The organism is Massilia frigida (assembly GCF_011682175.1).
Taxonomy (GTDB): Bacteria; Pseudomonadota; Gammaproteobacteria; order Burkholderiales; family Burkholderiaceae_D; genus Telluria_A; species Telluria_A frigida.
In genome coordinates, this window is the sequence record NZ_WHJG01000032.1 from 50,881 (window position 1) to 74,028 (window position 23,148).

At 64.7% G+C, this 23,148-nt stretch carries 22 protein-coding genes; 10 read left to right on the forward strand and 12 right to left on the reverse strand.

What is annotated here, in order from left to right:
• Positions 1-6: 6 nt before the first annotated feature.
• Positions 7-1,146, forward strand: a complete 1,140-nt coding sequence (locus F2P44_RS24880) for an NHL repeat-containing protein (protein ID WP_167090392.1) — start codon at positions 7-9, stop codon at positions 1,144-1,146.
• A gap of 96 nt (positions 1,147-1,242) precedes the next feature.
• On the opposite strand, the gene F2P44_RS24885 is transcribed toward F2P44_RS24880, so the two are convergent.
• The 3 genes from F2P44_RS24885 to F2P44_RS24895 are packed head-to-tail and all read right to left on the reverse strand — an operon-like array spanning position 1,243 to position 3,654.
• Positions 1,243-1,473, reverse strand: coding sequence for a FeoB-associated Cys-rich membrane protein (locus F2P44_RS24885; protein WP_167090394.1), 231 nt, complete (start codon positions 1,471-1,473; stop codon positions 1,243-1,245).
• A gap of 1 nt (position 1,474) precedes the next feature.
• Positions 1,475-3,367, reverse strand: a complete 1,893-nt coding sequence (gene feoB, locus F2P44_RS24890; protein WP_167090396.1) for a ferrous iron transporter B — start codon at positions 3,365-3,367, stop codon at positions 1,475-1,477.
• 20 nt (positions 3,368-3,387) lie between these two features.
• Complete coding sequence (locus tag F2P44_RS24895) at positions 3,388-3,654, reverse strand: FeoA family protein (RefSeq protein WP_167090398.1); 267 nt, start codon at positions 3,652-3,654, stop codon at positions 3,388-3,390.
• A gap of 235 nt (positions 3,655-3,889) precedes the next feature.
• Between F2P44_RS24895 and F2P44_RS24900 the strand changes: the two genes are divergently transcribed.
• The 3 genes from F2P44_RS24900 to bfr all read left to right on the forward strand — a co-directional run bounded on the left by F2P44_RS24900 (position 3,890) and on the right by bfr (position 5,396).
• Complete coding sequence (locus tag F2P44_RS24900; protein ID WP_167090400.1) at positions 3,890-4,102, forward strand: (2Fe-2S)-binding protein; 213 nt, start codon at positions 3,890-3,892, stop codon at positions 4,100-4,102.
• A gap of 8 nt (positions 4,103-4,110) precedes the next feature.
• Positions 4,111-4,815 (forward strand): energy transducer TonB, encoded by a 705-nt coding sequence (locus F2P44_RS24905; protein ID WP_167090402.1) that lies wholly within the window; start codon positions 4,111-4,113, stop codon positions 4,813-4,815.
• A gap of 104 nt (positions 4,816-4,919) precedes the next feature.
• Positions 4,920-5,396 (forward strand): bacterioferritin, encoded by a 477-nt coding sequence (gene bfr / locus F2P44_RS24910; RefSeq protein WP_054265020.1) that lies wholly within the window; start codon positions 4,920-4,922, stop codon positions 5,394-5,396.
• Positions 5,397-5,534: 138 nt separating this feature from the next.
• On the opposite strand, the gene F2P44_RS24915 is transcribed toward bfr, so the two are convergent.
• From F2P44_RS24915 to F2P44_RS24945, 7 genes are all read right to left on the reverse strand, one after another.
• The gene (locus F2P44_RS24915) at positions 5,535-6,458 is read right to left on the reverse strand and encodes a PfkB family carbohydrate kinase (protein WP_229423733.1); all 924 of its coding nucleotides are present in this window, start codon (positions 6,456-6,458) and stop codon (positions 5,535-5,537) included.
• Positions 6,459-6,495: 37 nt separating this feature from the next.
• A complete protein-coding gene (locus F2P44_RS24920; protein WP_167090406.1) occupies positions 6,496-7,842 on the reverse strand; it encodes an MFS transporter in 1,347 nt (448 codons plus the stop codon).
• 17 nt (positions 7,843-7,859) lie between these two features.
• Positions 7,860-8,798 (reverse strand): PfkB family carbohydrate kinase, encoded by a 939-nt coding sequence (locus F2P44_RS24925; protein ID WP_229423734.1) that lies wholly within the window; start codon positions 8,796-8,798, stop codon positions 7,860-7,862.
• Between the two features lie 50 nt (positions 8,799-8,848).
• Complete coding sequence (locus tag F2P44_RS24930) at positions 8,849-10,693, reverse strand: alpha-amylase family glycosyl hydrolase (protein ID WP_229423735.1); 1,845 nt, start codon at positions 10,691-10,693, stop codon at positions 8,849-8,851.
• A gap of 63 nt (positions 10,694-10,756) precedes the next feature.
• Complete coding sequence (locus F2P44_RS24935) at positions 10,757-13,039, reverse strand: TonB-dependent receptor domain-containing protein (RefSeq protein ID WP_167090409.1); 2,283 nt, start codon at positions 13,037-13,039, stop codon at positions 10,757-10,759.
• Between the two features lie 202 nt (positions 13,040-13,241).
• Positions 13,242-14,288: a LacI family DNA-binding transcriptional regulator gene (locus F2P44_RS24940; RefSeq protein ID WP_229423736.1), complete on the reverse strand. Its 1,047-nt coding sequence runs from the start codon at positions 14,286-14,288 to the stop codon at positions 13,242-13,244.
• 17 nt (positions 14,289-14,305) lie between these two features.
• Positions 14,306-14,914, reverse strand: a complete 609-nt coding sequence (locus F2P44_RS24945; protein WP_167090411.1) for a glutathione S-transferase C-terminal domain-containing protein — start codon at positions 14,912-14,914, stop codon at positions 14,306-14,308.
• A gap of 177 nt (positions 14,915-15,091) precedes the next feature.
• Here F2P44_RS24945 and purB point away from each other — a divergent pair, with 177 nt between their 5' ends.
• Both purB and F2P44_RS24955 read left to right on the forward strand, forming a co-directional pair.
• A complete protein-coding gene (gene purB, locus F2P44_RS24950) occupies positions 15,092-16,471 on the forward strand; it encodes an adenylosuccinate lyase (protein ID WP_167090413.1) in 1,380 nt (459 codons plus the stop codon).
• A gap of 151 nt (positions 16,472-16,622) precedes the next feature.
• On the forward strand, positions 16,623-17,174 hold the full coding sequence (locus F2P44_RS24955; RefSeq protein WP_167090415.1) for a glycine zipper 2TM domain-containing protein: 552 nt from the start codon (positions 16,623-16,625) through the stop codon (positions 17,172-17,174).
• 169 nt (positions 17,175-17,343) lie between these two features.
• Here F2P44_RS24955 and F2P44_RS24960 read toward each other — a convergent pair whose 3' ends face one another.
• Positions 17,344-19,269 (reverse strand): TOL_0244 family TonB-dependent receptor, encoded by a 1,926-nt coding sequence (locus tag F2P44_RS24960; protein WP_167090417.1) that lies wholly within the window; start codon positions 19,267-19,269, stop codon positions 17,344-17,346.
• Positions 19,270-19,453: 184 nt separating this feature from the next.
• On the opposite strand from F2P44_RS24960, the gene F2P44_RS24965 reads away from it, so the two are divergent.
• The 3 genes from F2P44_RS24965 to F2P44_RS24975 are packed head-to-tail and all read left to right on the forward strand — an operon-like array spanning position 19,454 to position 21,184.
• The gene (locus tag F2P44_RS24965; protein WP_167090419.1) at positions 19,454-19,981 is read left to right on the forward strand and encodes a cytochrome b; all 528 of its coding nucleotides are present in this window, start codon (positions 19,454-19,456) and stop codon (positions 19,979-19,981) included.
• A 28-nt stretch (positions 19,982-20,009) separates the two neighbouring features.
• A complete protein-coding gene (locus F2P44_RS24970; RefSeq protein ID WP_167090421.1) occupies positions 20,010-20,564 on the forward strand; it encodes a YceI family protein in 555 nt (184 codons plus the stop codon).
• 50 nt (positions 20,565-20,614) lie between these two features.
• Positions 20,615-21,184: a YceI family protein gene (locus F2P44_RS24975; protein WP_167090423.1), complete on the forward strand. Its 570-nt coding sequence runs from the start codon at positions 20,615-20,617 to the stop codon at positions 21,182-21,184.
• 89 nt (positions 21,185-21,273) lie between these two features.
• On the opposite strand, the gene F2P44_RS34935 is transcribed toward F2P44_RS24975, so the two are convergent.
• Positions 21,274-22,416: a hypothetical protein gene (locus tag F2P44_RS34935; protein WP_187363419.1), complete on the reverse strand. Its 1,143-nt coding sequence runs from the start codon at positions 22,414-22,416 to the stop codon at positions 21,274-21,276.
• 460 nt (positions 22,417-22,876) lie between these two features.
• On the opposite strand from F2P44_RS34935, the gene F2P44_RS24985 reads away from it, so the two are divergent.
• Positions 22,877-23,146: a GlsB/YeaQ/YmgE family stress response membrane protein gene (locus tag F2P44_RS24985; RefSeq protein ID WP_167090425.1), complete on the forward strand. Its 270-nt coding sequence runs from the start codon at positions 22,877-22,879 to the stop codon at positions 23,144-23,146.
• The last annotated feature ends 2 nt before the right edge of the window (positions 23,147-23,148 follow it).

Genomic DNA, 23,148 nt, shown 5'->3' on the forward strand with positions numbered 1-23,148 from the left:
AGCGCCATGACCGCAGACCCGGGCGAGCGCCGCAGCATTCTCCTGAGCCTGGCGCTGGTCGCCGCCGGTATCGCCACGGCGGCCTACCAGATGCCGCGCCAGGCAGCCATGGCAGCCGAGGCGGAACAACGCCGCCGCGCAGTGCCGGCGGCGCACCAGGAAGTAATCGAAGATGGCAAGGACATCATCGACGGCATGACCGTCGATGCGCGCGGCACGCTGTATGTCAGTTCCAGGCGCGACGAGCGCGTATATGTCATGCGCGCCGACGGACGACGCAGCGAATTCATTCGCGAGGTCGTGCGCAGCGACGATCCGCTCAAGCGCATCAACCTGATCATTCCACACGCCCTGAGCGCCGACGGGCAAGGAAACATCTATGTCGCCGATACCAGCAATGATGACCACGGCTGTATCCGGTACCCACGCATCAAGAAATTTACGCCGGATGGTAAGGTAACGCGGCTCGCGCATGCCGACGCCGCCATGGAGTACCAAAGCATCACCGACCAGTACATCCACATCGCTGCCATCGCCAGCGACGGCGCAGGCCAGTTGTACGTGCAGGATGACGATAACACCTACAAAATCTCCGGCACGGGAAAACGGATACGCCTCCCGATTCCCGGCAACGCGCGCATGCACGCGTACGCGCCCGGCACGCTGGCGCAAAAGCGCGGCATGGCGGCCCATCCGGACGGCGGCGTGGTGGTGACGGACAGCCGGCATGGCGTCTACCGCATCACGCCCGATGAGCGTGCCGTACCGGTAGCAACGCACGGCGGCGATTGTTCACTTGCCGCACCGGAATCGCCTGACGACAGCAGGTGCGCGGGCGGCGCGCACACCGCGTGCAGGGCCAATGTGGACGCCACGCGGGCGGTGTCGTGCAAGATCAGCGCGGTGGCGGTCGATGCGCACGGCCGCATTTTTCTGACCGACAATACCCGCATCCTGCAGGTCGATACCGATGGCAAGATGAGCACGTACTTCCGGTTTGACAAGGCCGGACTGCTGCCGCGACAGAATCCTGCGGTGCGACACGACCTGACCGAGATGGCACTGGGGCCGCGCGGCGAAATCTACGTCGCCAACGACATGACGATCTATAAGATCACACCAGGGAGAAGCTCGCGCCGGAGGTGAGGCCGAGCCGCCCCAGGCACGGGAACCGCGATCATGGATCGACAAGTCATCAGAGGGTCACCCGGATCAATAGGCGGGGCATCCCGGCGAACGTGCTCACTTCAGATGGAGCTGGATCACGCGCCGTGACGATGGGCCGGACGCATCGATGCGCGGCGCCGCCGGCCCATCCTCGCACGTCCCGCAGCTGCTGCACCCGCTGCCGCAGCCGGCGGACGCCTTCTTCTTGCCGAACAGCTTGGCCCGCAAGGTGGCTGGCAGATATTTCGACGCCGCATACCAGGCGGCCACGGCGACGATCAATGCAACGATCAGGTTCTCCAGCATATCAGGCTCCCATCGCGATCGCGACGCGGTAAGTGATGAAAGAGGCGGCATACGCCAGCGCGAACATATAGCCGGCCATGATGAAGGCGTAACGCACGCTGCCCGTTTCGCGCCGCACCACCGACAGGGTGGCGATGCACTGGGGCGCGAACACATACCAGGCCAGCAGGGACAGCGCGGTCGGCAGCGACCACGATTGCGAAATGATGGGCGCGAGCGTGGTGGCCAGTTCGTCGCCGGTCTGCGACAGCGCATACACGGTGCCCAGTGCGCCCACGGCCACTTCGCGCGCGGCCATGCCCGGCACCAGCGCGATGCAGATTTGCCAGCCGAAGCCGATCGGCTCGAACACCACGGCCAGCGCGCGGCCCAGCATGCCCGCGATGCTGTAATAGATCGGCGGCTGGGTGGCGCCTTCCGGCGCGCCGGGGAAGCTCGACAGGAACCACAGCAGCACCATCAGCGCCAGGATCACGGTACCGACGCGCACCAGGAAGATCTTGGCGCGCTCCCACAGGCCCAGCGCCAGGTTGCGCAGGTGCGGCCAGTGGTAGCTGGGCAGTTCCAGCATCAGCGGCTGGTGGCTGTTGGCGCCCATGAAGCGCTTGATCACCCAGGCCACCGCCATGGCGCTGAAAATGCCGGCAAAGTACAGGATGAACAGCACCAGTCCCTGCAGGTTGATCCAGCCGCCGCCCACGTCGCGGTTGGGAATGAAGGCGGCGATGATCAGCGCATACACCGGCAGGCGCGCCGAGCAGGTCATCAGCGGCGCGATCATGATCGTCACCAGGCGGTCGCGCGGATTCTGGATGGTGCGCGCGGCCATCACGCCCGGAATGGCGCAGGCAAAGCTCGACAGCAGCGGAATGAAGGCGCGGCCCGACAGGCCGACCCCGCCCATGATCCGGTCGAGCAGGAAGGCGGCGCGCGGCAGGTAGCCGCAATCTTCCAGCACCAGGATGAAGAAAAACAGGATCAGGATCTGTGGCAGGAACACCAGCACGCTGCCGACGCCGCCGAGAATGCCCTCGACCAGCAGGCTGCGCAGCATGCCTTCGCTCATCATGCCGCCGACCCAGGCGCCGACCGCTTCGACGGCGCCGCTGATCATTTCCATCGGCACCGCGGCCCAGCTGAACACCGCCTGGAACACCAGGAACATCAGCACCGCCAGCAGGATCGGGCCGAACACGGGATGCAGCACCACATCGTCGATTTTTTCGGACAGGTTGCCGGTATCGTTGGCGTAGCTCACGCACGCCTCCAATATGCGGCGCACTTCACGCTGGGTTTCTTCGACCGGCACGGCATCGATGGCCGACAGCGGCGCGGCCTTCACGGTAGCCGCGTGCGGCATCAGGTCGAGCGCCTTGAGCAGCGCCATTTCGCCGCCGCTCTGCACGGCCACGGTTTCGACCACGGGCATGCCCAGTTCGCTCGCCAGCTTGGCGCTGTCGATCTTGATGCCGCGCTTGTTGGCCACGTCGACCATGTTCAGCGCCAGCACCATCGGCAAGCCGAGGCGCTTGATTTCGAGGACCAGGCGCAGGTTCAGGCGCAGGTTGGTGGCGTTGACCACGCAGACGACGGCGTCGGGCGCCTGTTCGCCGGCGCGCAGGCCGCCGACCACGTCGCGCGTGATGGCTTCGTCGGGGGTGGTGGCCGACAGGCTGTACGCGCCCGGCAAATCCAGTACTTTATAGGCGCGCCCCATGGGCGAGGTGAAACTGCCCTCCTTGCGCTCGATGGTCACGCCGGCGTAATTGGCGACCTTCTGGCGCGCGCCGGTGAGGCGGTTGAACAGGGCAGTCTTGCCGCAGTTCGGATTGCCCAACAGCGCAATGAGCGGCGTGCGCGTCACTGCCTGGACTTGTGGTTCTACAGCACCCATTGTTGTTTCCGTTGTTTCGGTTATTCCGGTTTGAGCGAGATCAGCGACGCCTCGAAGCGGCGCAGCGCGAAGGTGGAGTCGCCCACCTTGACCGCCACCGGATCGCCGCCCGGCAAGCGCTTGAGCATGCGGATCGACTCGCCCGGCACGAAGCCGAGCTCCATCAGGCGGCGCGCGACATCGACGCCGCCGCCCGCGTCCGCCGCACACGGCGCGATATGGATCACGGTGCCGCTCTGGCCGGGAACGAGGGCATCGAGCGTGATCAGGGTGGGGGCAAGAGTCATATTGTCACTTCACTAAGATAAGTGGAATTCGCGCTACATCGTGTTGGATACTAGCATCATAAACGTAAATGCGACTTATTTCTATTTGGAGTTGGCCCTTTTTGAGAAAACCACTTGCAAACGATCTGGAGTTGCGACAGAATACAAATCTTAATGATAATGATTCTCATTATAGTGAAAGCGGCAAGATTGTCCGCTGAGCCAACGCAAAGCCAAGTCAAAGGAAGGTGCTTCGATGATCGTCTGTGTTTGCAATAACATTTCCGACCGCGAAATTCGTCAGGCGGTCGATCTGGGCCTGTCGTCGATGGCCGAGCTGCGCCGCGACCTGGGCGTGGCCACCTGCTGCGGCAAATGCGCCAGCTGCGCCAAACAAGTGCTGAACGAACACCTCGACAGCAAAATCCACGCCACCGAGCTGTCGTTCCGCTCGGCGCAAACCGCCTGAGTATCGCCATGAGCGCAATGACCTTTTCCACCGACGCCGGCATGGGCGATCCCACCGCCGTGGTGGCGAAGCTGCGCGCCAAGTTCGGCCCTTTCGCCGCCGTGGTCGCCATCCACGCGGTGCTGTTCTACCTGATTTCGAGCGGCCTGCTGCACCGCATGGTCGAGGTAGCGATCCCGCAAGCGGTGATGGTGACCTTGGTCGCCCCGCCGCCACCGCCACCCAAGCCGGCCGCCCCCGCCGCGCCGAAAACCGTCTCGATCGCCAGGCTGCGGCCACCGCCGCCGGTGATCGTGCCGCCGACGCAGATCGTGCAAACGCCGCTCCAGAATACGATTACCGCGTCGCCCGCGTCGGCCCCTGCCGTGACCGAGGCGCCAGCCCCGCCGGTGGCCGTGGCGGCGCCGCCGGCCCCGCCGGCGGCAGGTCCCAAAACGATCACCTCCGGCGTCGAATACATCCAGCCGCCGCAGCCGGTGTACCCGACCATGTCCAAGCGCATGGGCGAACAGGGCAAGGTCGTGCTGCTCATCCTGGTCAATGAAAAAGGCATGCCCGACCAGGTCAAGGTACAGAGCTCATCGGGCTCCTCGCGCCTCGACGAAGCGGGCCGCCAGGCCGCCTTGCGCGCCGTGTTCAAGCCGCACGTGGAAGATGGCCATCCGGTCTCGGTCTACGTGATTGTCCCGCTGACCTTCCAGCTCGCCAGCTGATCGGTTTGGGAGCAACAAACGATGGCCCCGCGAGGGGCTTTTCGTCATTGTGCCGCGTTTTTTGCTATGATGAACATACTCTCCATCATTAAAGAAAGCCTCCCATGAAGGGCGACAAGAACATCATCCGGCTGCTCAACGCACAGTTGACCAATGAGCTGTCCGCGATCAACCAGTACTTCCTGCATGCGCGCATGTACCGCCACTGGGGTCTGGAAAAGCTGGCCAAGAAAGAATACGAAGAATCGATCGGCGAGATGAAGCACGCCGACAAGCTGATCGACCGCATCCTGATGCTCGACGGCTTGCCGAACCTGCAAGCGCTGCACAAGCTGCTGATCGGCGAATCGACCCAGGAAATGATCGAATGCGACCTGAAACTTGAGCAAGCCGCGCATGCGACGGTCAAGGAAGGCATCGCCGCTTCCGAAGTGGCCGGCGACTACGTCACGCGCGACCTGTTCCTGATGATCCTGGAAGACACCGAGGAACACATCGACTGGCTCGAAACGCAGCTGGACCTGATCGTCAAGGTCGGCATCCAGAACTACCTGCAAAGCCAGATGGGCGAGCACGCTTAATCAGGTATCGCGTTAGCCGCAACATCGGCCACCGCCCACCGTCCACCGTCGCCCCCGCCGAGTGCCGCCTTGGCGCGGGGCGACGGTTTTACGACAAGCGATAGGACGCATGGGTCTAGCTCGATGCCGTCGGCTTCCTCACCCGGCGCGCCAGCGCGCCACCCACTTGTCGTAAAAGGCAAGATTCCTCGGCACCGCACCGGGGATCGCGCACACCGCGCCGGCGAACTCGTTGGCGCGCGCCAGGGTCATGCCAAGTTCCCAGCCGCGCATGCGGCCCAGCAAAAACATCGCCGAAAACGCATCCCCCGCCCCCACTGTATCGATCACGAACGGCGGCAGCGGATTGTCGCGATGGACCAGCACCGTGCCGTCGGCCCCGAAGTACACCGAACCGCGGTGGCCCAGGGTCACGATCAGCGCCGCGAGCCCGAACAACTGCACCAGCACCGCGCACGCGGCGCGCACCTCGTCGCCTTCCAGCGGCGGCGACGATGGATGGATATCGACGTACCACGCGAACAGCGATTGCAGTTCTTCCTCGTTGACCTTGGCGATATCGGCCGCGTGCAGCGAGTGGAACACGCAGCGCTCGTCGAACTGGCCTTCGCGCAGGTTCAGGTCGAGGTAGCGCGTGGCATTGCTGGCGTCGAGCAGCGCGTACAGCGTGTCGCGCGAGCGCGGACAGCGCTGCGCCAGGGTGCCGAAATAGATCGCCGACGCCTCTACCGACTCCATGGCGGCCAGCGCCTGCTCGGGATTGATGTAATCGTAGGCCTGGCCCGGCAAGATCACGAAGCGGTGGCCGCGCACATGGCGCCGGGCCGCGACGCGCCCGGTTTCTTCCATCTGGTCGAGCTGCAGGCCGGCGTCGGACATGGCGAAACGCTCGAATTCGGCGCGCACGATGGCGCCGTTCCTGTCGTCGCCGATGCGGGTAATGGCCAGCTGAGGCGACATGAAGGCCGCCAGGTGGCGCGCCACGTTGAACGGCGCGCCGCCCACCACCTGCTCGCTGAGGAAGTCGTCGACCAGCGCCTCGCCATACACTACGGTTGTCATCTTCTGCATTCCTTGCGCGTTGCGGCGCCGGCAACGCCTATGGCTTGGCGCCGGCGAGCGCGGACGGCGCACTGGCGTGCCCCGCTCGATCGACCTTTACGCGCAGCACCGCCGCCGCCGCGCACAGCATGAGGGCGCCGGCCAGCATTATAACGTTCTCGGGATTGCCGCCAAGCCAACTACGGTAGTACAGCGGCAGCGTGACAATCTGGATGATCATCGGGATCACGATGAACATGTTAAAGATGCCCATGTAGACGCCAGTGCGCTCGGGCGGAATGCTCCCGGCCAGCATGATGTACGGGTTGCCCATGATGCTGGCCCAGGCCAGGCCGATGCCCACCATCGGTATCAACAGCAGCGCCGGCGACTGAATCTGCGGAATCGCCAGCATGCCGATGCCGGCCAGCGCCAGGCACACGCAATGCGTGGCCTTCGGTCCGTGGCGACGCGTGTACGGCACCAGCGCGAAGGCGCCGATAAAGGCAACCAAGTTATAGAACGCGCCGACCTTGCCATTGAGTAGCCCGGCGTCGCGAAAGCCCTGCGAGGCCGGGTCGGTGGTGCCGTAGATGGTGGTGGCCAGCGACAGGGTGATGTATTGCCAGTAGCAAAACATGGCGTACCACTGGAACAGCTTGACCAGCGCCAGCTGCTTCATCGTCGGCGGCATCTCGCGCATCGCGCTGCCGATCTCGCGCAGGGTGTGCGTAAAGCCCTGCGGCTGGCTGCGGATCGCCGCCAGCTCGCGCGCGCTCAACGCATGCTCCTTGGTGGTCCTGAGTGTCCACAGCACCGACGCGATCGAAAACACCGCGCCGATCAAGAACGCGGCGATGACGATGTGCGGGATCTGGCTGGCGTTGACGGCATCCTTGTTCATCCCCGCCAGCACCAGCAGCGACGGCGTAAGGTAGGCCAGGGTCTGCCCCAGTCCCGTGAACGCGCTCTGGGTCATGAAGCCCAGCGAATGCTGCGCGGGATCGAGCTTGTCGCTCACAAAAGCGCGGTACGGCTCCATCGTCACATTGTTGGCCGCGTCGAGGATCCACAGCAGGCTGGCGGCCATCCACAGGGTGGGACTGAACGGCATGCACAGCAGGCCGATACTGCACAGGATCGCGCCGAGCAGGAAGTACGGCGTGCGCCGCCCCCAGCGCGTGACGGTGCGGTCGCTCATGGCACCCACGATGGGTTGGACGATCAGCCCCGTCACCGGGCCGGCCAGCCACAGATAGGGCAGGCTGGCCTCGTCGGCGCCGAGGTAGTTGTAGATCGGGCTCATGCTGCTTTGCTGCAGGCCGAAGCTGAACTGGATGCCGAAGAATCCGACATTCATGTTCACGATCTGCCAGAACGACAAGGTGGGTTTGGTGGTCGACATGGTGCTCTTTCGTGGGGTCAGTCGGCGAGCCAGCGCGCGATGTAGGGCGCGTAAAAGGCGCGTTCGGCCGGCACCGCGCCGGCAATGGCGCAGACGGCGCCGGCAAACTCGTTGGCGCGGGCTAGGGTGAGCTCGAGCGGCCAGCCGCGCTCGCGCCCCAGCAGGAAGAGCGCGGAAAAGGCGTCGCCGGCGCCGACCGTGTCGACCATGCGCGCCGGCTTGACGGTATCGGCATGGACCAGGGTGGCGCCGTCGGCGCCGAAGTACACCGAGCCGCGCGGCCCGAGCGTGACGATCAGGGCGTCGAGCGCGAAGATGCGGATCAGGGCCGTGCAGGCGCCGCGCACGCCGCTGCCGCCCATGTCGCCGGTGTCCTGGCGCGTGTGGGTGTACCAGCCGAACAGGTCCTGCAGTTCCTCTTCATTGACCTTGACGATGTCGGCTTCGTGCAGCGACTCGAACACGCAGCGCTCGCTGACCTGGCCTTCGCGCACATTCAGGTCCAGGTAGCGCACTGCGTCGCAGGAGCGCAACAGTGCGCGCAGCGCCGCGCGCGAGGTCGGGTGGCGCTGCGCCAGCGTGCCGAAATACACGGTCGATGGCGTGCATGCTGCGGCCGCGGCCAGCGCGGCGGTGCTGTCGATGTGGTCATAGGCCTGGTCGGGCAGGATGGTGAAGCGATGACCGTGCTCGCCCCGTTCGACCAGCACGCATCCGGTCGGCCCGGTGGGGTCGCGCTGCAAACCCTGCTGCGCCAGGCCGAAACATTCGAATTGCGCGCGCAGCAGCGCGCCGGCCTGGTCGTCGCCGATGCGCGTGATCATCAAGGGCGCGCTGCCGAATGCCGCCAGGTTGCGCGCCACGTTGAAGGGCGCGCCGCCCACCACCTGCTCGCTAACGAAATCGTCCACCAGCGCCTCCCCGAACACCACGATCGATCCTGTCGCCATCTCCATGTCTGCCGCCCTCATTAAACCTGATCCATCGTTAAAAAATCATACTACGCTCAGCGTTCCAGCCACAGCATGTCCCAGGGCGCCAGCGCGATGGCGTCGCCCGCGCCCGGCCACTGCCCCGCCCCGATATCGGACAGGCGAAACGAGAGCGGCTGCGCCGAAAAATTCGACAGGCTCAAAAAGCGCTCGCCGCGCGCCAGGGCCAGCAAGGCGGGGTAGGGTGTGTCGAGCAGCGCGCGCGGCGCATCGGCGGCCAGCACCGGCAAGCTGCGCCGCCGTTCAAGCAGCGCGCGCAAGGCGCCAAACACACGCCCGGCCGGCGTCGATGGATCGTGGCGCTGCGCGTAACGCAGCGGGTCGAACGGTGCGCGCTGCACCCAGCGCGTGTCGCGCGCGCGCCCGGCATCGTCGAGATACGCGTGATCGTTTTGCATGCCCAGCTCATCGCCCATGTACAGCATCGGCATGCCGCCGAAGGCCAGCGCCAGGCCATGCAGCAGCATCAGGCGGCGCAGCGCGCATGCCTCCTGCTCCGGGCCGCGGGCCGTCTCCAGGCCCGCCAGCGCGGCGGCGCTGCCATTGGTGCCATGCACGGCGTGCCCGGCGCTGGTCTGGAACGCCACGCCGGCCGCGAAGCTGGCGCTGTCGCCGCCCCCGTAAAAATGGGCGATGGCGGCAAGCCGCTGCGGCGACCGGGCCTCCGCGCGCAGCACGGTCCAGCCGATGTCGTCGTGGCAGCGCACATAGGTCAGCCAGCTGGCGGCCGGCGGCAGTGCCGGCGTGGCGGCGGCGACGGCGCGCAGCAGGCCGGCGTCCTGCTCGGCCAGCGCGGCCCAGCCGGCCGCCATCAAGGTGCTGTGGTAGGCCAGGTGGCATTCGCGCGCGCCGCCGCCGGCGTCGCCGAAGTAGGCGGGCAGTTCGCGCGTGGGGACGATCGCTTCGGCCTTGAGCAGCACCCCGGGCGCGGCGATCTCCACGATCGCGCGCAGCACCTGCAGCAGTTCGTGCGCCTCCGGCTGGTTCATGCAGTCGCTGCCCTCGCGCTTCCACAGAAAGGCGGTCGAGTCGAGCCGGAACACTTCCACGCCGCGGTTGGCAAGGCCCAGCAGGCTGCGGACCATGGCCGCCAGCACGTGCGGATTGGCGTAGTTCAGGTCCCACTGGAAGGGATAGAAGGTGGTCCAGACCCACGCCTGCATCGGATCGATCCAGGTGAAGTTGCCGGGCGCCGCCTCGGGGAAAATCTGGCCCACCGTCTGTTCGTAGCGATCCGGCTGTTTGCGCTCGGGGAAGACATGGAAGTAGTCGCGCAAGGCCGCGTCGCCATCCTTGGCGCCAAGCGCCCAGGCGTGATCGTCGGCCACGTGATTGAGTACCAGGTCGCAGCACAGGCTGATGCCGGCGCCGCGCAGCGCCGCCGTCAGGTCCAGCAGGTCGGCCTCGGTGCCGAGGGCCGGATCGACTTCGTCGAAGCTGGCCACGGCAAAGCCGCCGTCATTGTCGCCGGCGCGCGGGCGCAGGAACGGCAGCAGGTGCAGGTAGGTGACGCCCATCTCGCGCAAGTGGGCGATGCGCCCGATCACGCCGCGCAGGCTGCCGCCGAACTGCTGCACGTAGGCGCTGTAGCCGAGCATGTGCTCGCCGGTGAACCAGGCGGGATCGGCGGCGCGCCTGGCGTCCTGCGCCAGCAGTTCGGGCGAACGCGCGCCGTGCAGCGCGCCGACGGCGCCCATCAGGTCCGCGTACCACGCGTGAAAATCGGCGCGATGGCCGTACAGCCGCCGCAGGCGGTCCAGCAGCACCGGTTCGTGCCGGGTGTAGCGCTGCGCCGCCTGCTCGCGCAGGTGAAGCGGCAGCGCGTCGAGCATGCGCTGGCGCGGAGAGAGTGTGGTCATGGTTGCCAAAAAAGAGAGGAGGCCGCAGTCGGCGCGCTGGGAATGCGCCGGCCGCGGCGGGACTTAGAACGCGTACTTGATGGTGGCCTTGATGGCACGGCCGCTGATCGAACGGGCGGCGTGGCCGTCGCCTTCGACTTCGGTGTAGCCGATCTTGTTGAACAGGTTGTTCGCGCTCAGCGCGAGCTGGGTACGCTCGCCCAACTGGTAATTGAAGAAGCCATGCACCACCGCGTAGGCCGGCATGATGATCGTGTGCGCGTCGTCGGCCCACGACTTGCCGGTGCCGATCGCGCTCACGCCGAAGCTGGCGTCCCCAATCACGTAGCTCGGCGTGAGCTGGTACACCACCTTGGCCTGGCGCCGTGGCGTGTTGCCGATAATGGCCTCGGCGCCGGGCGCGGTGGCGGTGATCCTGGCATGCGTCCAGGTGAGGCCGCCGGCCACGCGCAGCGCGCCGCCGTTGTAGGCCGCTTCCAGCTCGACGCCCTTGGCGTCGTAGCTGTTGGCGGTGCTGCGCTGGGTGGTCGCCTCGTAATTCGATTCGCGCGTCTTTGCCTGGAACACGGTGGCAAAGGTACTGATGCCGCCCTTGCGCCATTTGACGCCGCCTTCGAGCTGCTTGACCGTGTTGATGCTGACCGGCGCGCTGCCGTCCAGCGGAGCGCCGAACAGGATGCGGTCGGCATTGAAGGCGACGCCGTCGCTGGCGCGCGCGAACACCGCCAGGCCGGTGCCCAGCCTGTAGTTGCCGCCCACCGAATACGAGGTGCGCGCAAGGTCATAGTCGATCCGCTGCGCCGTCGCCGGATCGTAGCGCGTGGCAGCGCTGGCGATGTTGGCGCTGCCGCTGGCGCTTTGCATGTCGCGCCGCAGGCTGGCGTCGACATTCAATGCGCCGCGCTCGACACCCAGGTTCACATAAGGAGAGGTCAGCTTGTATTGCATGTCGACCGCGCGCGAACAGCAGGCGCCGAACGCCGGTCCGACCAGGCCCGGGGTGGCGCTGGCGGTGCGCAGCAGCGCCGGCTGGTCGCCGCTGGCCTGCATCAGGTACTCGTTGAAGTTCCAGGTCAGCCCGAGGTTTTGCACGGACAGGTACAGGCCGCCCGTGGCGGTTAGCTTGGTGCCCTGGTCCAGGGTAAAGGCCTTCGACAGGCGGGTGTCGTTGAACACGGCGCCGGCGTCGTCGATCGAGGTATTGAATACCACGGCGGAAAAGGCGCGGCCGCTGTAGGCCTTGCCGGCGTTCGGCCCGGTGGCGAAGGTGTACTCGCCCATGCTGCCGTTGTTGCCCGCGAAGACGCCGATAAAGCGGCCCGTGTTATCCGACCAGCGCAGGTTGTCGCTCAGGGTCCAGGCGTCGCCCAGGGTGAAGCGCGCTTCCAGGCCGATGGCGGTGCTCTTGACCGCCAGGCCATCGTTCACATCGCTAGCGACCTTGCCGTTGTCCTTGGCAAGCGTGACGTCGCGCACCCAGTGCGGCGAATAGAAGCTCACCTCGCGCGGATCGATGCCGGGGATCTCGGAGATGACCTTGTTGTTCACCTGGACCGGCACCGGCATGCCGGCCGGCGTCTTGTCGTTGACGTGCTTGAACGACAAGCGGATGAAACCATTATCCAGTTCATGGGTGACATTGGCGCGGATCTGGCCGCCCTGCTCGGTGTTCATGCCGGTCTTGCGGATACCTTCGCCGTAGCGGTAAAAGCCGCCCACGAAGAAGCGCGTCCTGTCCGACAAGGGCGCGCCATAGTCGAAGTCGACCCGCGTGGTGTCGTAATCGAGGCCCTTGGTCAGGCCGACGCTGCCGCCCTTCTCCACCCCGCTCTTGCTGATGAAGTTGATGATGCCGCCCGGCGCATTGCTGGCCAGGGTCGATGCGGAACCGCCGCGCACCACTTCCAGGTGATCGAGGCCGCCGTCGATCTTGACGTAGCTGTCCGGCGTGACGAAGTTGAAGTCGCCCGATTGCAGCACCGGCAGGCCGTCTTCCTGGATCTGCACGTAGCGCGCGCCGCCGGCCGACACTGGCACGCCGCGCACCGAGATGTTGGCATTGCCTTCACCCCCGGATGACTCCGAGCGCACGCCTGGGATCGAGCGCAGCACGTCGGCCGCGCTGGTGGGCGCGGTCTTGAGGACGGCGTCGAGCTCCAGGGTGCTGAGCGAGACGCTCGACTTCATTTTCGACGCGCCGCCGCTGGTGCCGGTGACGACGACGCGCTCCATGTTCAGGCCATCGGTGGCGGGCACCTCGGTGGACGGGGTTTGCTGGGCGGCGGCGCCGATGTGAAGCACCGCGATGGACACGGCCGCGGCCATGCGGTTGGTCTGGAATTTCATAGTCTCCTCCGGTAGGGGATGCGCCGTAGACCGGCGCTTATTGGTGTGTGCGAGCAGATTATGACTCAAGCAATTTTTTAATGCAATCGATTGCATTTCCGTTCAATTCAACGAAATGAGGCATTTTTTCCACAACATTGCAAATTAATGCAACCGATTACATGCTATTCGACAGGCGCTACAAGGAAGAGGGAACGGAAGATCAGGAGGACGTGGCGCGGACGATCAGCTCGGTCGGCAATTGCAGGGAGCCGGCCGGCTTGCTGTCGATGATCGCCAGCAGCGCCCCCACCAGGGCCTGTCCGGCGGCGCGGATCGGCTGGCGGATCGTGGTTAGCGGTGGATGGAAGTACGTGGACAGTTCGATGTCGTCATAACCGACCACGGCGACATCATCGGGCACCTGCTTGCCGAGCGCGCGCAGGGTGTTAATCGCGGTCATCGCCAGCAAGTCGCTGCAGGCAAACGCCGCATCGTAGGGCACGGCGCGGCGCTCGATCTCGCGCACCGCCTGGTCGCCGCCCTCGGGCAGGAACGACACCGACACCCGCAGTTGCGGGTCCAGCGGCAAGCCATGCGCGGCCAGCGCGTTGCAATAGCCGCTGTAGCGCTGCGCGACTTCAGGCAGGTGGATATCGCCGAAAAACGCGATGCGCCTGCGCCCCGCCGCGATCAGGTGCTCGGTGGCCAGCATGCCGCCGCTGACGTTGTCGCCGCCGACGGTGGTGTAGAGCTGCTGCGGCAGCTGCGCGCCCCACACGACGATCGGCACGTGGCGCGCCGCCAGCTGGTTGAGCTGGTCGTGATGGCGCCACTGGCCGATCAGGATCAGGCCGATCACGCGCCCGGTATCGAAAGGCATGGCGGCCGCGTCGAGCTGCTCGGCGTCCACGCGCGAGAGCAGCATGTCGAAACCGCGCTCGGTCAGCGCATCGGCCAGGCTGCCGAGCATGCTCAGGAAAAACGGATCGGACAAATGCTGGCGCGTCGCCGAATCGTAGGGAACCACCACGCCGATCGTGCGGTTCTGCTTGAGCCGCAGGTTTTGCGCGCCGATATTGATGGTGTACTTGAGGGAGCTGGCCAGCTCCAGGATGCGGGTGCGGGTTTCCTCGTTGACCAGCGGGCTGCGGTTCAGCGCGCGCGACACGGTCGCTTTCGACACGCCGGCAAGGCGCGCGATGTCGGCCATCTGCAAACGCTTTTGCGCGGCGCTGCCTGCAGCGTGGTCCGGTGGAGAAGTACCCATTGCCCCGCAGTGCGCGTTTAGAACGGCACCGTGTCTTTGAACGACTGGCGCTCCGACAGCTTGTCGAACAGCTTGGCCAGGTTGGGGTAGTCGGTGCGCCAGTCGATCTCGGGGAAGCGGAAGGCGATCCAGCCGAGCGCGCAGCCGACGGCGACATCGGCCAGGGTGTAATGGTTGCCCTTGCAGAAAGGCGACTCGCCCAGGTTGGCCGACATGATGGCCAGGCCCGCATGCACCTTGCCCATCTGGCGTTCGATCCAGGCGCCGCTCTGCTGCTCTTCCGGACGCAGGGTTTTTTCCAGGCGCACCAGCACGGCCGCGTCGAGCACGCCGTCGGCCAGCGCTTCCCAGACCTTGATGTCGGAGCGGTCGCGCCCGTTCGGCGGCAGCAGCTTGCACACCGGCGTGAGCGTGTCGATGTACTCGACAATGACGCGCGAATCGTACATCGAGCTGCCGTCTTCCATGATCAGGCAGGGCACCTTGCCCAGCGGATTGGACAGATGAATTGTCGTTTCGGCGGTCCAGACGTTTTCGAGTTCGAGATCATAGTCGAGCTTTTTCTCGGCCATGACGACACGAACCTTGCGGACAAACGGACTGGCGGTGGAACCGATGAGTTTCATAGATGCTTAGAGTGGACGATTGACCGACAGTATAGCATCGCGTCCGGCGGGCGATGGCCCCCGACAAGCCGCCCGGACGCGCTTGCAACATGGGCTTGACAAGGACGCCGGTGGTAAAATGCTGGTCTTTGCAGCCATGCACACAGTTCACCCACTCCTCCTTAAGCGCCCCCTCCCATGACCTCTACCGCTCCTTACTCCACGCTGTCGGCCCTGTCCCCGCTGGACGGCCGCTACGCCGCCAAGACCGACAAACTGCGTCCGATCCTGTCCGAAGCCGGCTTCATGCACCACCGGGTCAAGGTGGAAATTTCCTGGCTGCAAGCGCTGTCGCAAGCCGGCTTCGCCGAGATCAAACCGTTCTCGGCCGAGGCAAGCGCCCTGCTCGACAAGATGGCCAGCGATTTTACGGAAACCGACGCGGCGCGCATCAAGGCGATCGAAGCGGTCACCAACCATGACGTCAAGGCGGTTGAGTACTGGCTCAAGGAACAGGTCAAGGACGTGCCGGAACTGGTCGCGGCGACCGAATTCATCCATTTCGCCTGCACCTCGGAAGACATCAACAACACCTCGCACGGGATGATGCTCAAGGCCGCGCGCGATGGCGTCATGCTGCCGGCGCTGCAAGGCCTGGTCGCCAGGCTGACCGAGATCGCGCATGCCAACGCCGAGCTGCCAATGCTCTCGCGCACGCACGGCCAGACGGCCAGCCCGACCACCCTGGGCAAGGAAATGGCGAACGTGGTTGCGCGTCTGAAACGCGCGATCAAGCGCATCGCCGAGGTTGAAATCCTGGGCAAGATGAATGGCGCGGTCGGCAACTACAACGCCCACCTGTCGGCCTATCCAGATTTCGACTGGGAAACGTTCTCGAAGAACGTGATCGAACAGCGCCTCGGGCTGAGCTTCAATCCGTACACGATCCAGATCGAGCCGCACGATTACATGGCCGAGCTGTTCGATGCGATCGCGCGCACCAACACCATCTTGCTGGACCTGAACCGCGATATCTGGGCCTACATTTCGCTGGGCTACTTCAAGCAGACCACCAAGGCTGGCGAGATTGGTTCCTCGACCATGCCGCACAAGGTCAACCCGATCGACTTCGAAAATTCCGAGGGCAACCTGGGGCTGGCCAATGCCGTCCTCAAGCACATGGCGGAAAAGCTGCCGGTGTCGCGCATGCAGCGCGACCTGACCGACTCGACCGTGCTGCGCAATATCGGCGTCGGCTTCGGTTACGCGCTGCTGGCCTACGACAGCTGCCTGCGCGGCCTGAACAAGTTGGAAGTGAACGCGGCGCGCCTGGAGCAGGACCTGGACGCGAACTGGGAAGTGCTGGCCGAGCCGGTGCAGACCGTGATGCGGCGCTACGGGATTGCCAACCCGTACGAGCAGCTCAAGGAGCTGACGCGCGGCAAGGGCATTTCCAAGGATGCGCTGCGCGAGTTCGTGCTGACCCTGGCGATTCCGCAGGAAGCGAAAGACTTGCTGCTGGCGATGACGCCATCCAATTACGTGGGCATTGCGGCCAAGCTGGCCAAGGCCATTTGAGTTGCTGGACCGCGTGATGTGACGCAAAACGTAAAAACGGGCCTGCGGGCCCGTTTTACATTCACTTACGACTGATACGGCTTTCGGGCTAGCTGCCGGGGGTATCCTCCGTTAATCTTTTACTCAAGATCAAACGAACAGGAGCACTACCATGGAACAGATCAACAAAGCCTCGCGGATTCACCCATTGATGGCGGCAGCGGCGCTGTCGGTCATCGCGCTCAGCGTAGCGGGTACCGCGGCCCTCACTGGCCTGCTTCCAAGCTCCAAGGCCGACACCAGCGCGGCCGCCACGGCGCCGCAAGCACTGGTGGCGCCCCAGGCACTCGCGGCGCAGCCAACCCCGACGGCCCAGCAACTGGCCGACGCACAGATGATGGTGGCAAAGTATTCGCCGCCTGCCGCGCAGCCGGCACCGGAAGTCGTGTACCACAAGCCGGTGGCAAAGAAAGCAGTTCATACGCAGCACCGTGCACCGCAGCACACCCGGGTTGCGCAACACCAGTCGGACAACTACCGCGCACAGCCGGTGCAGCAGCAGCAAGCCAGCCAGCCTAACTATGTGGGCATCGGCGCCGGCGCAGTCATCGGCGGCCTGATCGGTAACCAGATTGGCGGCGGCAAGGGCAAGAAGATTGCCACGGTGGCCGGTGTGATCGGTGGCGGCTTCCTGGGCAACGAAATCGCCAACCGCAACAAATAAGACGGCAGCGCGCGAAGCGCACTGACTCAAAAAAGATCGCTAAATGACGATCCCGTCGTTTCCGGCAGTGCCGGAAAGTCGTTTCCGGCAGTGCCGGAAACGACGGATCATAAGTCAACGGTGCACAGGATCGGCGCCGCAGTAACCGGTAGCGCGACACCTTGCTACTTCAATTGAGCCACACCAGCTTGAGCGCGATCTCGCGCGGCACTTCGGAGCGCGTGGCCAGCGGCCCGTACTCGGCGTGCGCGCCATTGAGGTTATTCCCCGACACCGACAGCTCGACATTGCGGCGCAGGCGCCAGCCGAAGCGCGCATCGAGCGCATGGTAGCCGGGCACCTTGTCGCTTTCCAGACGCGCCACCTTGCGCACGGCCAGCTCCAGTTCATTGCCATCGGCCACGGTGAAGGTGGAACGCAGCTGCGCCGTGTGCGAGGGATCGCGTCCGCTGGTGCGCGGTCCGGCCGCGTCGTTGCTGCCCGGCTTGAGCCAGAAGCGCTGGTGCAGCGCCATCCAGCCCGCGCTCAGGCGCCAGTACGGCGTGGCTTGATAGCTGCCCCACATCTCGATGCCGCTAGCCTTGCCTTCCATCTTGCTGGCGAAGGTCAAAAAGGTGCCGCTCACATCGACTTCCTGGGTGCGCAAGTAATCGTAGCGGTTGTGGAACAAGGTCGCCGAGTACGACAGCTGCGGCAGCGGCCGGCCGCGATAACCGAGCTCGCACACCTTCGCCACTTCGGAGCGCACCTGCGGCCCGCCGCGCAGTATGAACGGGGCGTTGCCGGGAATAAAGGTGTCGGCGTCGAGCCGCGACGGCGCGCGCACCGTGCGCGAGGCGCCGCCCCACAGCGCATGGGTGGGCGTGAGCTGCCAGGCCAGGCGCATGCTGGGGAGGTATTCGGCGCCGGTGTAGTCGTTGCGCTCGACCCGCGCACCGAGAATCAGGCGCAGGTCCTCGCGCACGGCCAGCTCGTCCTGCACGAACAGGCTGGCCCAGTCCTGATTCACCTTGGCGGGCAGGAAGGCGACCGTCTTGCTGTTGGTCACCGCATCCCAGGTGTGACGCACATTGGCGCCCCACACCAGTTGACCGATGCCGCTGGCCGGCAGGCTGTGCTGGAATTGCAGGTCGGCCACCTGGATCCGTTCGGCATACGTCGGCGGCACCTCGCGCTCGCTGTGGTCGATGTAGCCCTGCAGCATCAGGCTGCCGCCGCCGGCCAGGGCATGGGTCCAGCGCGCCGTCAGGCTGGCGCCGGACGACTGGACCGTGCCCAGGGCCAGCTTGGTGCCGGTGGAGAGCGCGCCCGGCTCGGGCTGGTCGAGCGCGCCGCGATAGGCGTTGCCGGCCACGCTGAACTGGTCGGCGCCGCTGCCCCAGTCGCGCCGCATGCCGGCCTGCCACTGGTGGCGCGCATCGTTGACCGGCGCGCCGCTGGCCAGTTCCGTGTGGCGCTCGTTGACATAGGTGGCGTGCAGGCGCCAGTCGCCGCCCCCGCCCTGGCGCAGCGCCACGCTATTGCCGCGCTGGCCGGCGCGCAGCGCCACCAGGCTGCCCTGGGTCGCGCCGGCGGCGCGCGTGGTGATATTGATGACGCCGTTGACGGCATTCACGCCCCACAGAATGCCGCCGGGGCCGCTGATGACTTCGATCCGCTCTATGTCTTCGAGCATGACTTGCTGGGCATCCCAGGTCACCCCGGAAAAGAAGGGCGAATACACCGAGCGTCCGTCGATCAGGACCAGCAGCTTGTTGGGGACGGTATTGCGGCTGCCGTTAAAGCCGCGCGCGCTGATGGCGTAGCCGTAGCCGCTGGCCTGCGCCACCTGCAAATTGGGAGCCATGCGCAGCGCCTCGGGCACCGTGGCCGCGCCCGAGCGGCCGATGTCGTCGGCCGTGATCACGAACACCGAGGCGGCGGCGGCGGCCAGGCGCTCGGGCTTTTTCGACACCGACGTGACCTCGATATTGGCCAGGTCCTCGATCGACATGTCGGCCATGGTGTCCGCCGCGAACGCCGATAGCTGCGCCGACACGGGCAGCGCCAGCAGCAGCGGCGCGAGTCCGATCCAGCGAGAAATAGTCGCAGTCATGCCGCCCCAAGCTCAACAATGCAACCAGGATTCCCGGGTCCGACGCCGAACCGGGCATCGGGCAATTTTACAATAGTCAACGCGCTGCACCGCACGAACACTATGGTAATCTGCCCTTCGCAAGCGGCGATGCTGTTTATTTGGTATATTAGTCCTAATACGTACTATTTCCAGGAGCAGGTCCATGCAGGAACGCTACACGCTGACCGCGATTATTTTCCACTGGCTGATCGCCGTGCTGATCGTGGGCGCCTTCATCATGGGCCTGGTGATGACCGACATTCCCGGCCTCACGCCGACCAAGCTCAAATACTATTCCTGGCATAAATGGGCCGGCGTGACCGTGCTGGCGCTGGCCGCCCTGCACCTGCTGTGGCGCCTGACCCACGCCGCGCCCGCCTATCCGGCCGCCATGCCCGCCTGGCAAAAAGGCGCCGCCCACGGCTTGCACGGCGTGCTCTACCTCCTGATGTTCGCGGTGCCGGTGTCGGGCTATCTGTACACCCTGTCGGCCGGCATTCCGGTGGTCTATTTCGGCCTGTTCCAGCTGCCCGTCATCATGGCTGCCGATCCGGACTTGAAACCGGTGCTCAAAGGCGTGCATTTCTGGCTCAACATGGGGCTGGCCAGCGCCGTCGCCATGCACCTGGCGGCCGCCCTGAAACACCAGTTCATCGACCGCGATGGCGTGCTCAAGCGCATGCTGCCGTAAGCCCCCCTATTCATCCCAAGGAGATTGTATGAAGTTTACCAATGGCACTTTGCTTGCCTCCCTGCTCGCCGTGGCGCTGGTCGCCAACGCCGTGCCGCTCAAGACCGACCCGGCCAAAAGCATGGTGTCGGCCTCGTTCAAGCAAATGAACGTGCCGGTCGAAGCGACGTTCACCAAATTTACGGCCAGCATCGATTACGACGCGGCCAAGCCGGACGCCGCCAAAGCCAGTGTCGAGATCGACACGACCAGCCTGGACCTGGGCGATCCGCTGATGAACAAGGAAGTAGCCAAGAAAGACTGGTTCAACTCCGCACAGTTTCCTAAAGCGACGTTTGTCTCTTCGGGAATCAAGGCGGCCGGCCCGGGCAAGATGACGGTGACCGGCAAGCTGTCGATCAAGGGCAAGACGACCGATGTCAGCTTTCCGCTGACGGTGAAAACCGAGGCCGGCAAGCACACCTTCGACGGCACCCTGCCCATCAAGCGCCTTGCTTACAACATCGGCGACGGCGAGTGGAAAGACACCAGCATGGTGGCCGATGAAGTCGTCATCAAATTCCGCGTCAGCGCGGCGCAGTAAACGCACTAGCTTCTTCCACACACACCAAACAGTTAACTCAAGGGACACCCATGAAACTCAAGCACCTGATCGTTGCCATGCTCGCCACCGCGACCGCGACCGCCGCCTTCGCCGCCGACACCTACAAGATCGACCCGACCCATACCTTCCCGAGCTTCGAAGCCGACCACATGGGCATTTCCATCCTGCGCGGCAAGTTCACCAAGACCGAAGGCAGCGTGACGCTCGACCGCGCCGGGAAAACCGGTTCGATCGATATCAAGATCGATGCCGATTCGCTCGATTTCGGTAACGAAAAACTGAACAAGCACGCCAAGAACGCAGACATGTTCGATGTCGCCAAGTTCAAGGACGTGACCTACACCTCGAAATCGATCACCTTCAAGGGCGACGTCCCGGTATCGGTCGACGGCACCCTGACCTTGCACGGCATCAGCAAGCCGGTGACCCTGACGATCAACAAGTTCAAGTGCATCATCCACCCGATGCACAAGAAGGAAGTCTGCGGCGCCGATGCGTCGGCTGAATTCAAGCGCACCGATTTCGGCATCAGCTACGCCGTGCCGCCATTCGCACCGGAAGTCAAATTGATGATCCAGGTCGAAGCGGTCAAGAACTAAGCAATCCTTCGCGCCAGACACGAAAAAGCCTCGCTTCCCTGACGGGAAGCGAGGCTTTTTTACGTGCCGCCTGGACTAGTCAGTCCGGCCTAGCGGCCATCGCGGTCGAAGTCGCCCGGCATGGCGCGCTCGACCTTATCCCATGCCGCGCGGGTGGCCGACTTGGCTTGCTGCCAGTTCAGGCGCGATTTGCCCTTGACGGCTTCCCACTCGTCCGACAGGTTGTTCTCTACCGAATCGAAGCTGGTGCCGGCATAACGGCCGCGGCTGTTGTAGCCGAGTTCGTAGGCAGGACCGTAATCGTCATAGGTGTAGCCTGGCGAATAGTACGGCGCGCTCTGGTACGAGCTGCGCCAGTAAGCCGACTCTTCTTCCGGATTGACCAGCTGGCCAGCCGCTTTACCGGCCATGCCGCCCGCCAGTGCGCCGACTGCCGCGCCCGCCGCCATGCCGACCGGACCACCGACCGCACCGGCGGCCGCGCCCATCGCCGCGCCACTACCGGCGCCCATGCCCTTGGCAAAGTGATGCTCATGCAGGTCGTCGCCCAGTTTCGGGTTGATGACTTCGGCCGCGCCCTTGCCAGCCAGGCCGCCGGCGATACCGCCGATGGCCGCACCGGCCGCCATGCCGATCGGACCGGCAGCGGCGCCGATACCGGCCCCGGTCAGTGCGCCCGCGCCGGCGCCGACGCCGGTACCAATGATGTGTTCGCCTTTGTTTTCAGTCCAGCTGCGCTCGATGTGGGTGGCGTCCTCGTCGTTGCGTGGGTTCACGCCCATCAGGATGCCGCCGTTCTTGATGCCTTCTTCGTAATGCACGACACGTTCTTCAGGGATGCCGGCGCCGATCAGTGCGCCAACCAGGCCGCCGGCGATGCCGCCAGCGCCAGCACCGGCCAGTGCCGCTGCGATCGGACCGGCCACCACCAGGCCAATGCCAGGCAGGACCAGGGTGGTGCCGACGGCGGCGATGCCAGCCAGGACAGCGCCGATGGTGCCGCCGATGCCGGCGCCAACGCCGGCGCCTTCAGCCGCTTTGCTGCCGAGTTCAGTATCGGTATCGTTGAAATAGGTTTTCCGGGTATCGTCCGACATCATCAAGGTGACATCGTCCTTGCTGTAGCCGCGGTCGGAGAGGGAGGTGTAAGCCCGCTCTGCACTGTCGCGATCACGGAACAGGCCGGTGACCATGCGGGAATCTTTTTGGGTCGTGGTGTCGTCATTGCTCATTTCAATTTCCTTTCGAATTTTTGATGTGCGGGGCTCGCATGCAAACCTGGAAATCAATGCCAGTGACGAAACGATAATGCCGACTGGACAATGCTTCCGTACGTTGCCGCACTCAAAAACAGTGTTTCCAAGTGGCATAAAAATTGGTGCACCGCAGCGTGCGACGCTCGCTGGCCTATATCATCGATGCGCGTGGCGGCTGCGGCACAGTGGGGTTGGATAGGGCTGGGTTCGCCTTATCGGCGGCTGCACCGTAGCGTGCACGCCCGCTGCCAGCGGCGCGGCGCCCGGCACGGGATGATGGCCGGCGTAGCGGCGACGAATCATCGGAAAGATGTTGATTCGTCCATTACGTTCGTTGCCGCACCGACCGAGCAAAACGGGCGAATTATTCTTTTTCCATGGCCCGGCGATTGCACGGGGCCGGGGGTAAATCACTTAACCAACTGGAGGAATCATTATGTTATTCATCATCTGGATCATCGTCGGCGGTATCTTGGGTTGGCTGGCAAGCATGGTCATGAAAACGGATGCCCAACAAGGCATGATCCTGAACGTGGTGGTCGGCATTGTCGGCGCCTTCCTGGGCGGCTGGCTGCTCTCTCCCCTGTTCGGCACCGGCACCATTAATATGGATGACTTCAGCATGTCGTCGCTGCTCGTCTCCTTCCTGGGCGCCGTCATCCTGCTAGCCATCGTCAACCTGCTGCGTCGCGGCAAAGTACGCTGAAT

Coding starts and splice junctions, on each gene's coding strand:
- F2P44_RS24880 (WP_167090392.1), top strand. CDS start 7: ATGACCGCAGACCCGGGCGAGCGCCGCAGCATTCTCCTGAGCCTGGCG.
- F2P44_RS24885 (WP_167090394.1), bottom strand. CDS start 1,473: ATGCTGGAGAACCTGATCGTTGCATTGATCGTCGCCGTGGCCGCCTGG.
- feoB (WP_167090396.1), bottom strand. CDS start 3,367: ATGGGTGCTGTAGAACCACAAGTCCAGGCAGTGACGCGCACGCCGCTC.
- F2P44_RS24895 (WP_167090398.1), bottom strand. CDS start 3,654: ATGACTCTTGCCCCCACCCTGATCACGCTCGATGCCCTCGTTCCCGGC.
- F2P44_RS24900 (WP_167090400.1), top strand. CDS start 3,890: ATGATCGTCTGTGTTTGCAATAACATTTCCGACCGCGAAATTCGTCAG.
- F2P44_RS24905 (WP_167090402.1), top strand. CDS start 4,111: ATGAGCGCAATGACCTTTTCCACCGACGCCGGCATGGGCGATCCCACC.
- bfr (WP_054265020.1), top strand. CDS start 4,920: ATGAAGGGCGACAAGAACATCATCCGGCTGCTCAACGCACAGTTGACC.
- F2P44_RS24915 (WP_229423733.1), bottom strand. CDS start 6,458: ATGACAACCGTAGTGTATGGCGAGGCGCTGGTCGACGACTTCCTCAGC.
- F2P44_RS24920 (WP_167090406.1), bottom strand. CDS start 7,842: ATGTCGACCACCAAACCCACCTTGTCGTTCTGGCAGATCGTGAACATG.
- F2P44_RS24925 (WP_229423734.1), bottom strand. CDS start 8,798: ATGGAGATGGCGACAGGATCGATCGTGGTGTTCGGGGAGGCGCTGGTG.
- F2P44_RS24930 (WP_229423735.1), bottom strand. CDS start 10,693: ATGACCACACTCTCTCCGCGCCAGCGCATGCTCGACGCGCTGCCGCTT.
- F2P44_RS24935 (WP_167090409.1), bottom strand. CDS start 13,039: ATGAAATTCCAGACCAACCGCATGGCCGCGGCCGTGTCCATCGCGGTG.
- F2P44_RS24940 (WP_229423736.1), bottom strand. CDS start 14,288: ATGGGTACTTCTCCACCGGACCACGCTGCAGGCAGCGCCGCGCAAAAG.
- F2P44_RS24945 (WP_167090411.1), bottom strand. CDS start 14,914: ATGAAACTCATCGGTTCCACCGCCAGTCCGTTTGTCCGCAAGGTTCGT.
- purB (WP_167090413.1), top strand. CDS start 15,092: ATGACCTCTACCGCTCCTTACTCCACGCTGTCGGCCCTGTCCCCGCTG.
- F2P44_RS24955 (WP_167090415.1), top strand. CDS start 16,623: ATGGAACAGATCAACAAAGCCTCGCGGATTCACCCATTGATGGCGGCA.
- F2P44_RS24960 (WP_167090417.1), bottom strand. CDS start 19,269: ATGACTGCGACTATTTCTCGCTGGATCGGACTCGCGCCGCTGCTGCTG.
- F2P44_RS24965 (WP_167090419.1), top strand. CDS start 19,454: ATGCAGGAACGCTACACGCTGACCGCGATTATTTTCCACTGGCTGATC.
- F2P44_RS24970 (WP_167090421.1), top strand. CDS start 20,010: ATGAAGTTTACCAATGGCACTTTGCTTGCCTCCCTGCTCGCCGTGGCG.
- F2P44_RS24975 (WP_167090423.1), top strand. CDS start 20,615: ATGAAACTCAAGCACCTGATCGTTGCCATGCTCGCCACCGCGACCGCG.
- F2P44_RS34935 (WP_187363419.1), bottom strand. CDS start 22,416: ATGAGCAATGACGACACCACGACCCAAAAAGATTCCCGCATGGTCACC.
- F2P44_RS24985 (WP_167090425.1), top strand. CDS start 22,877: ATGTTATTCATCATCTGGATCATCGTCGGCGGTATCTTGGGTTGGCTG.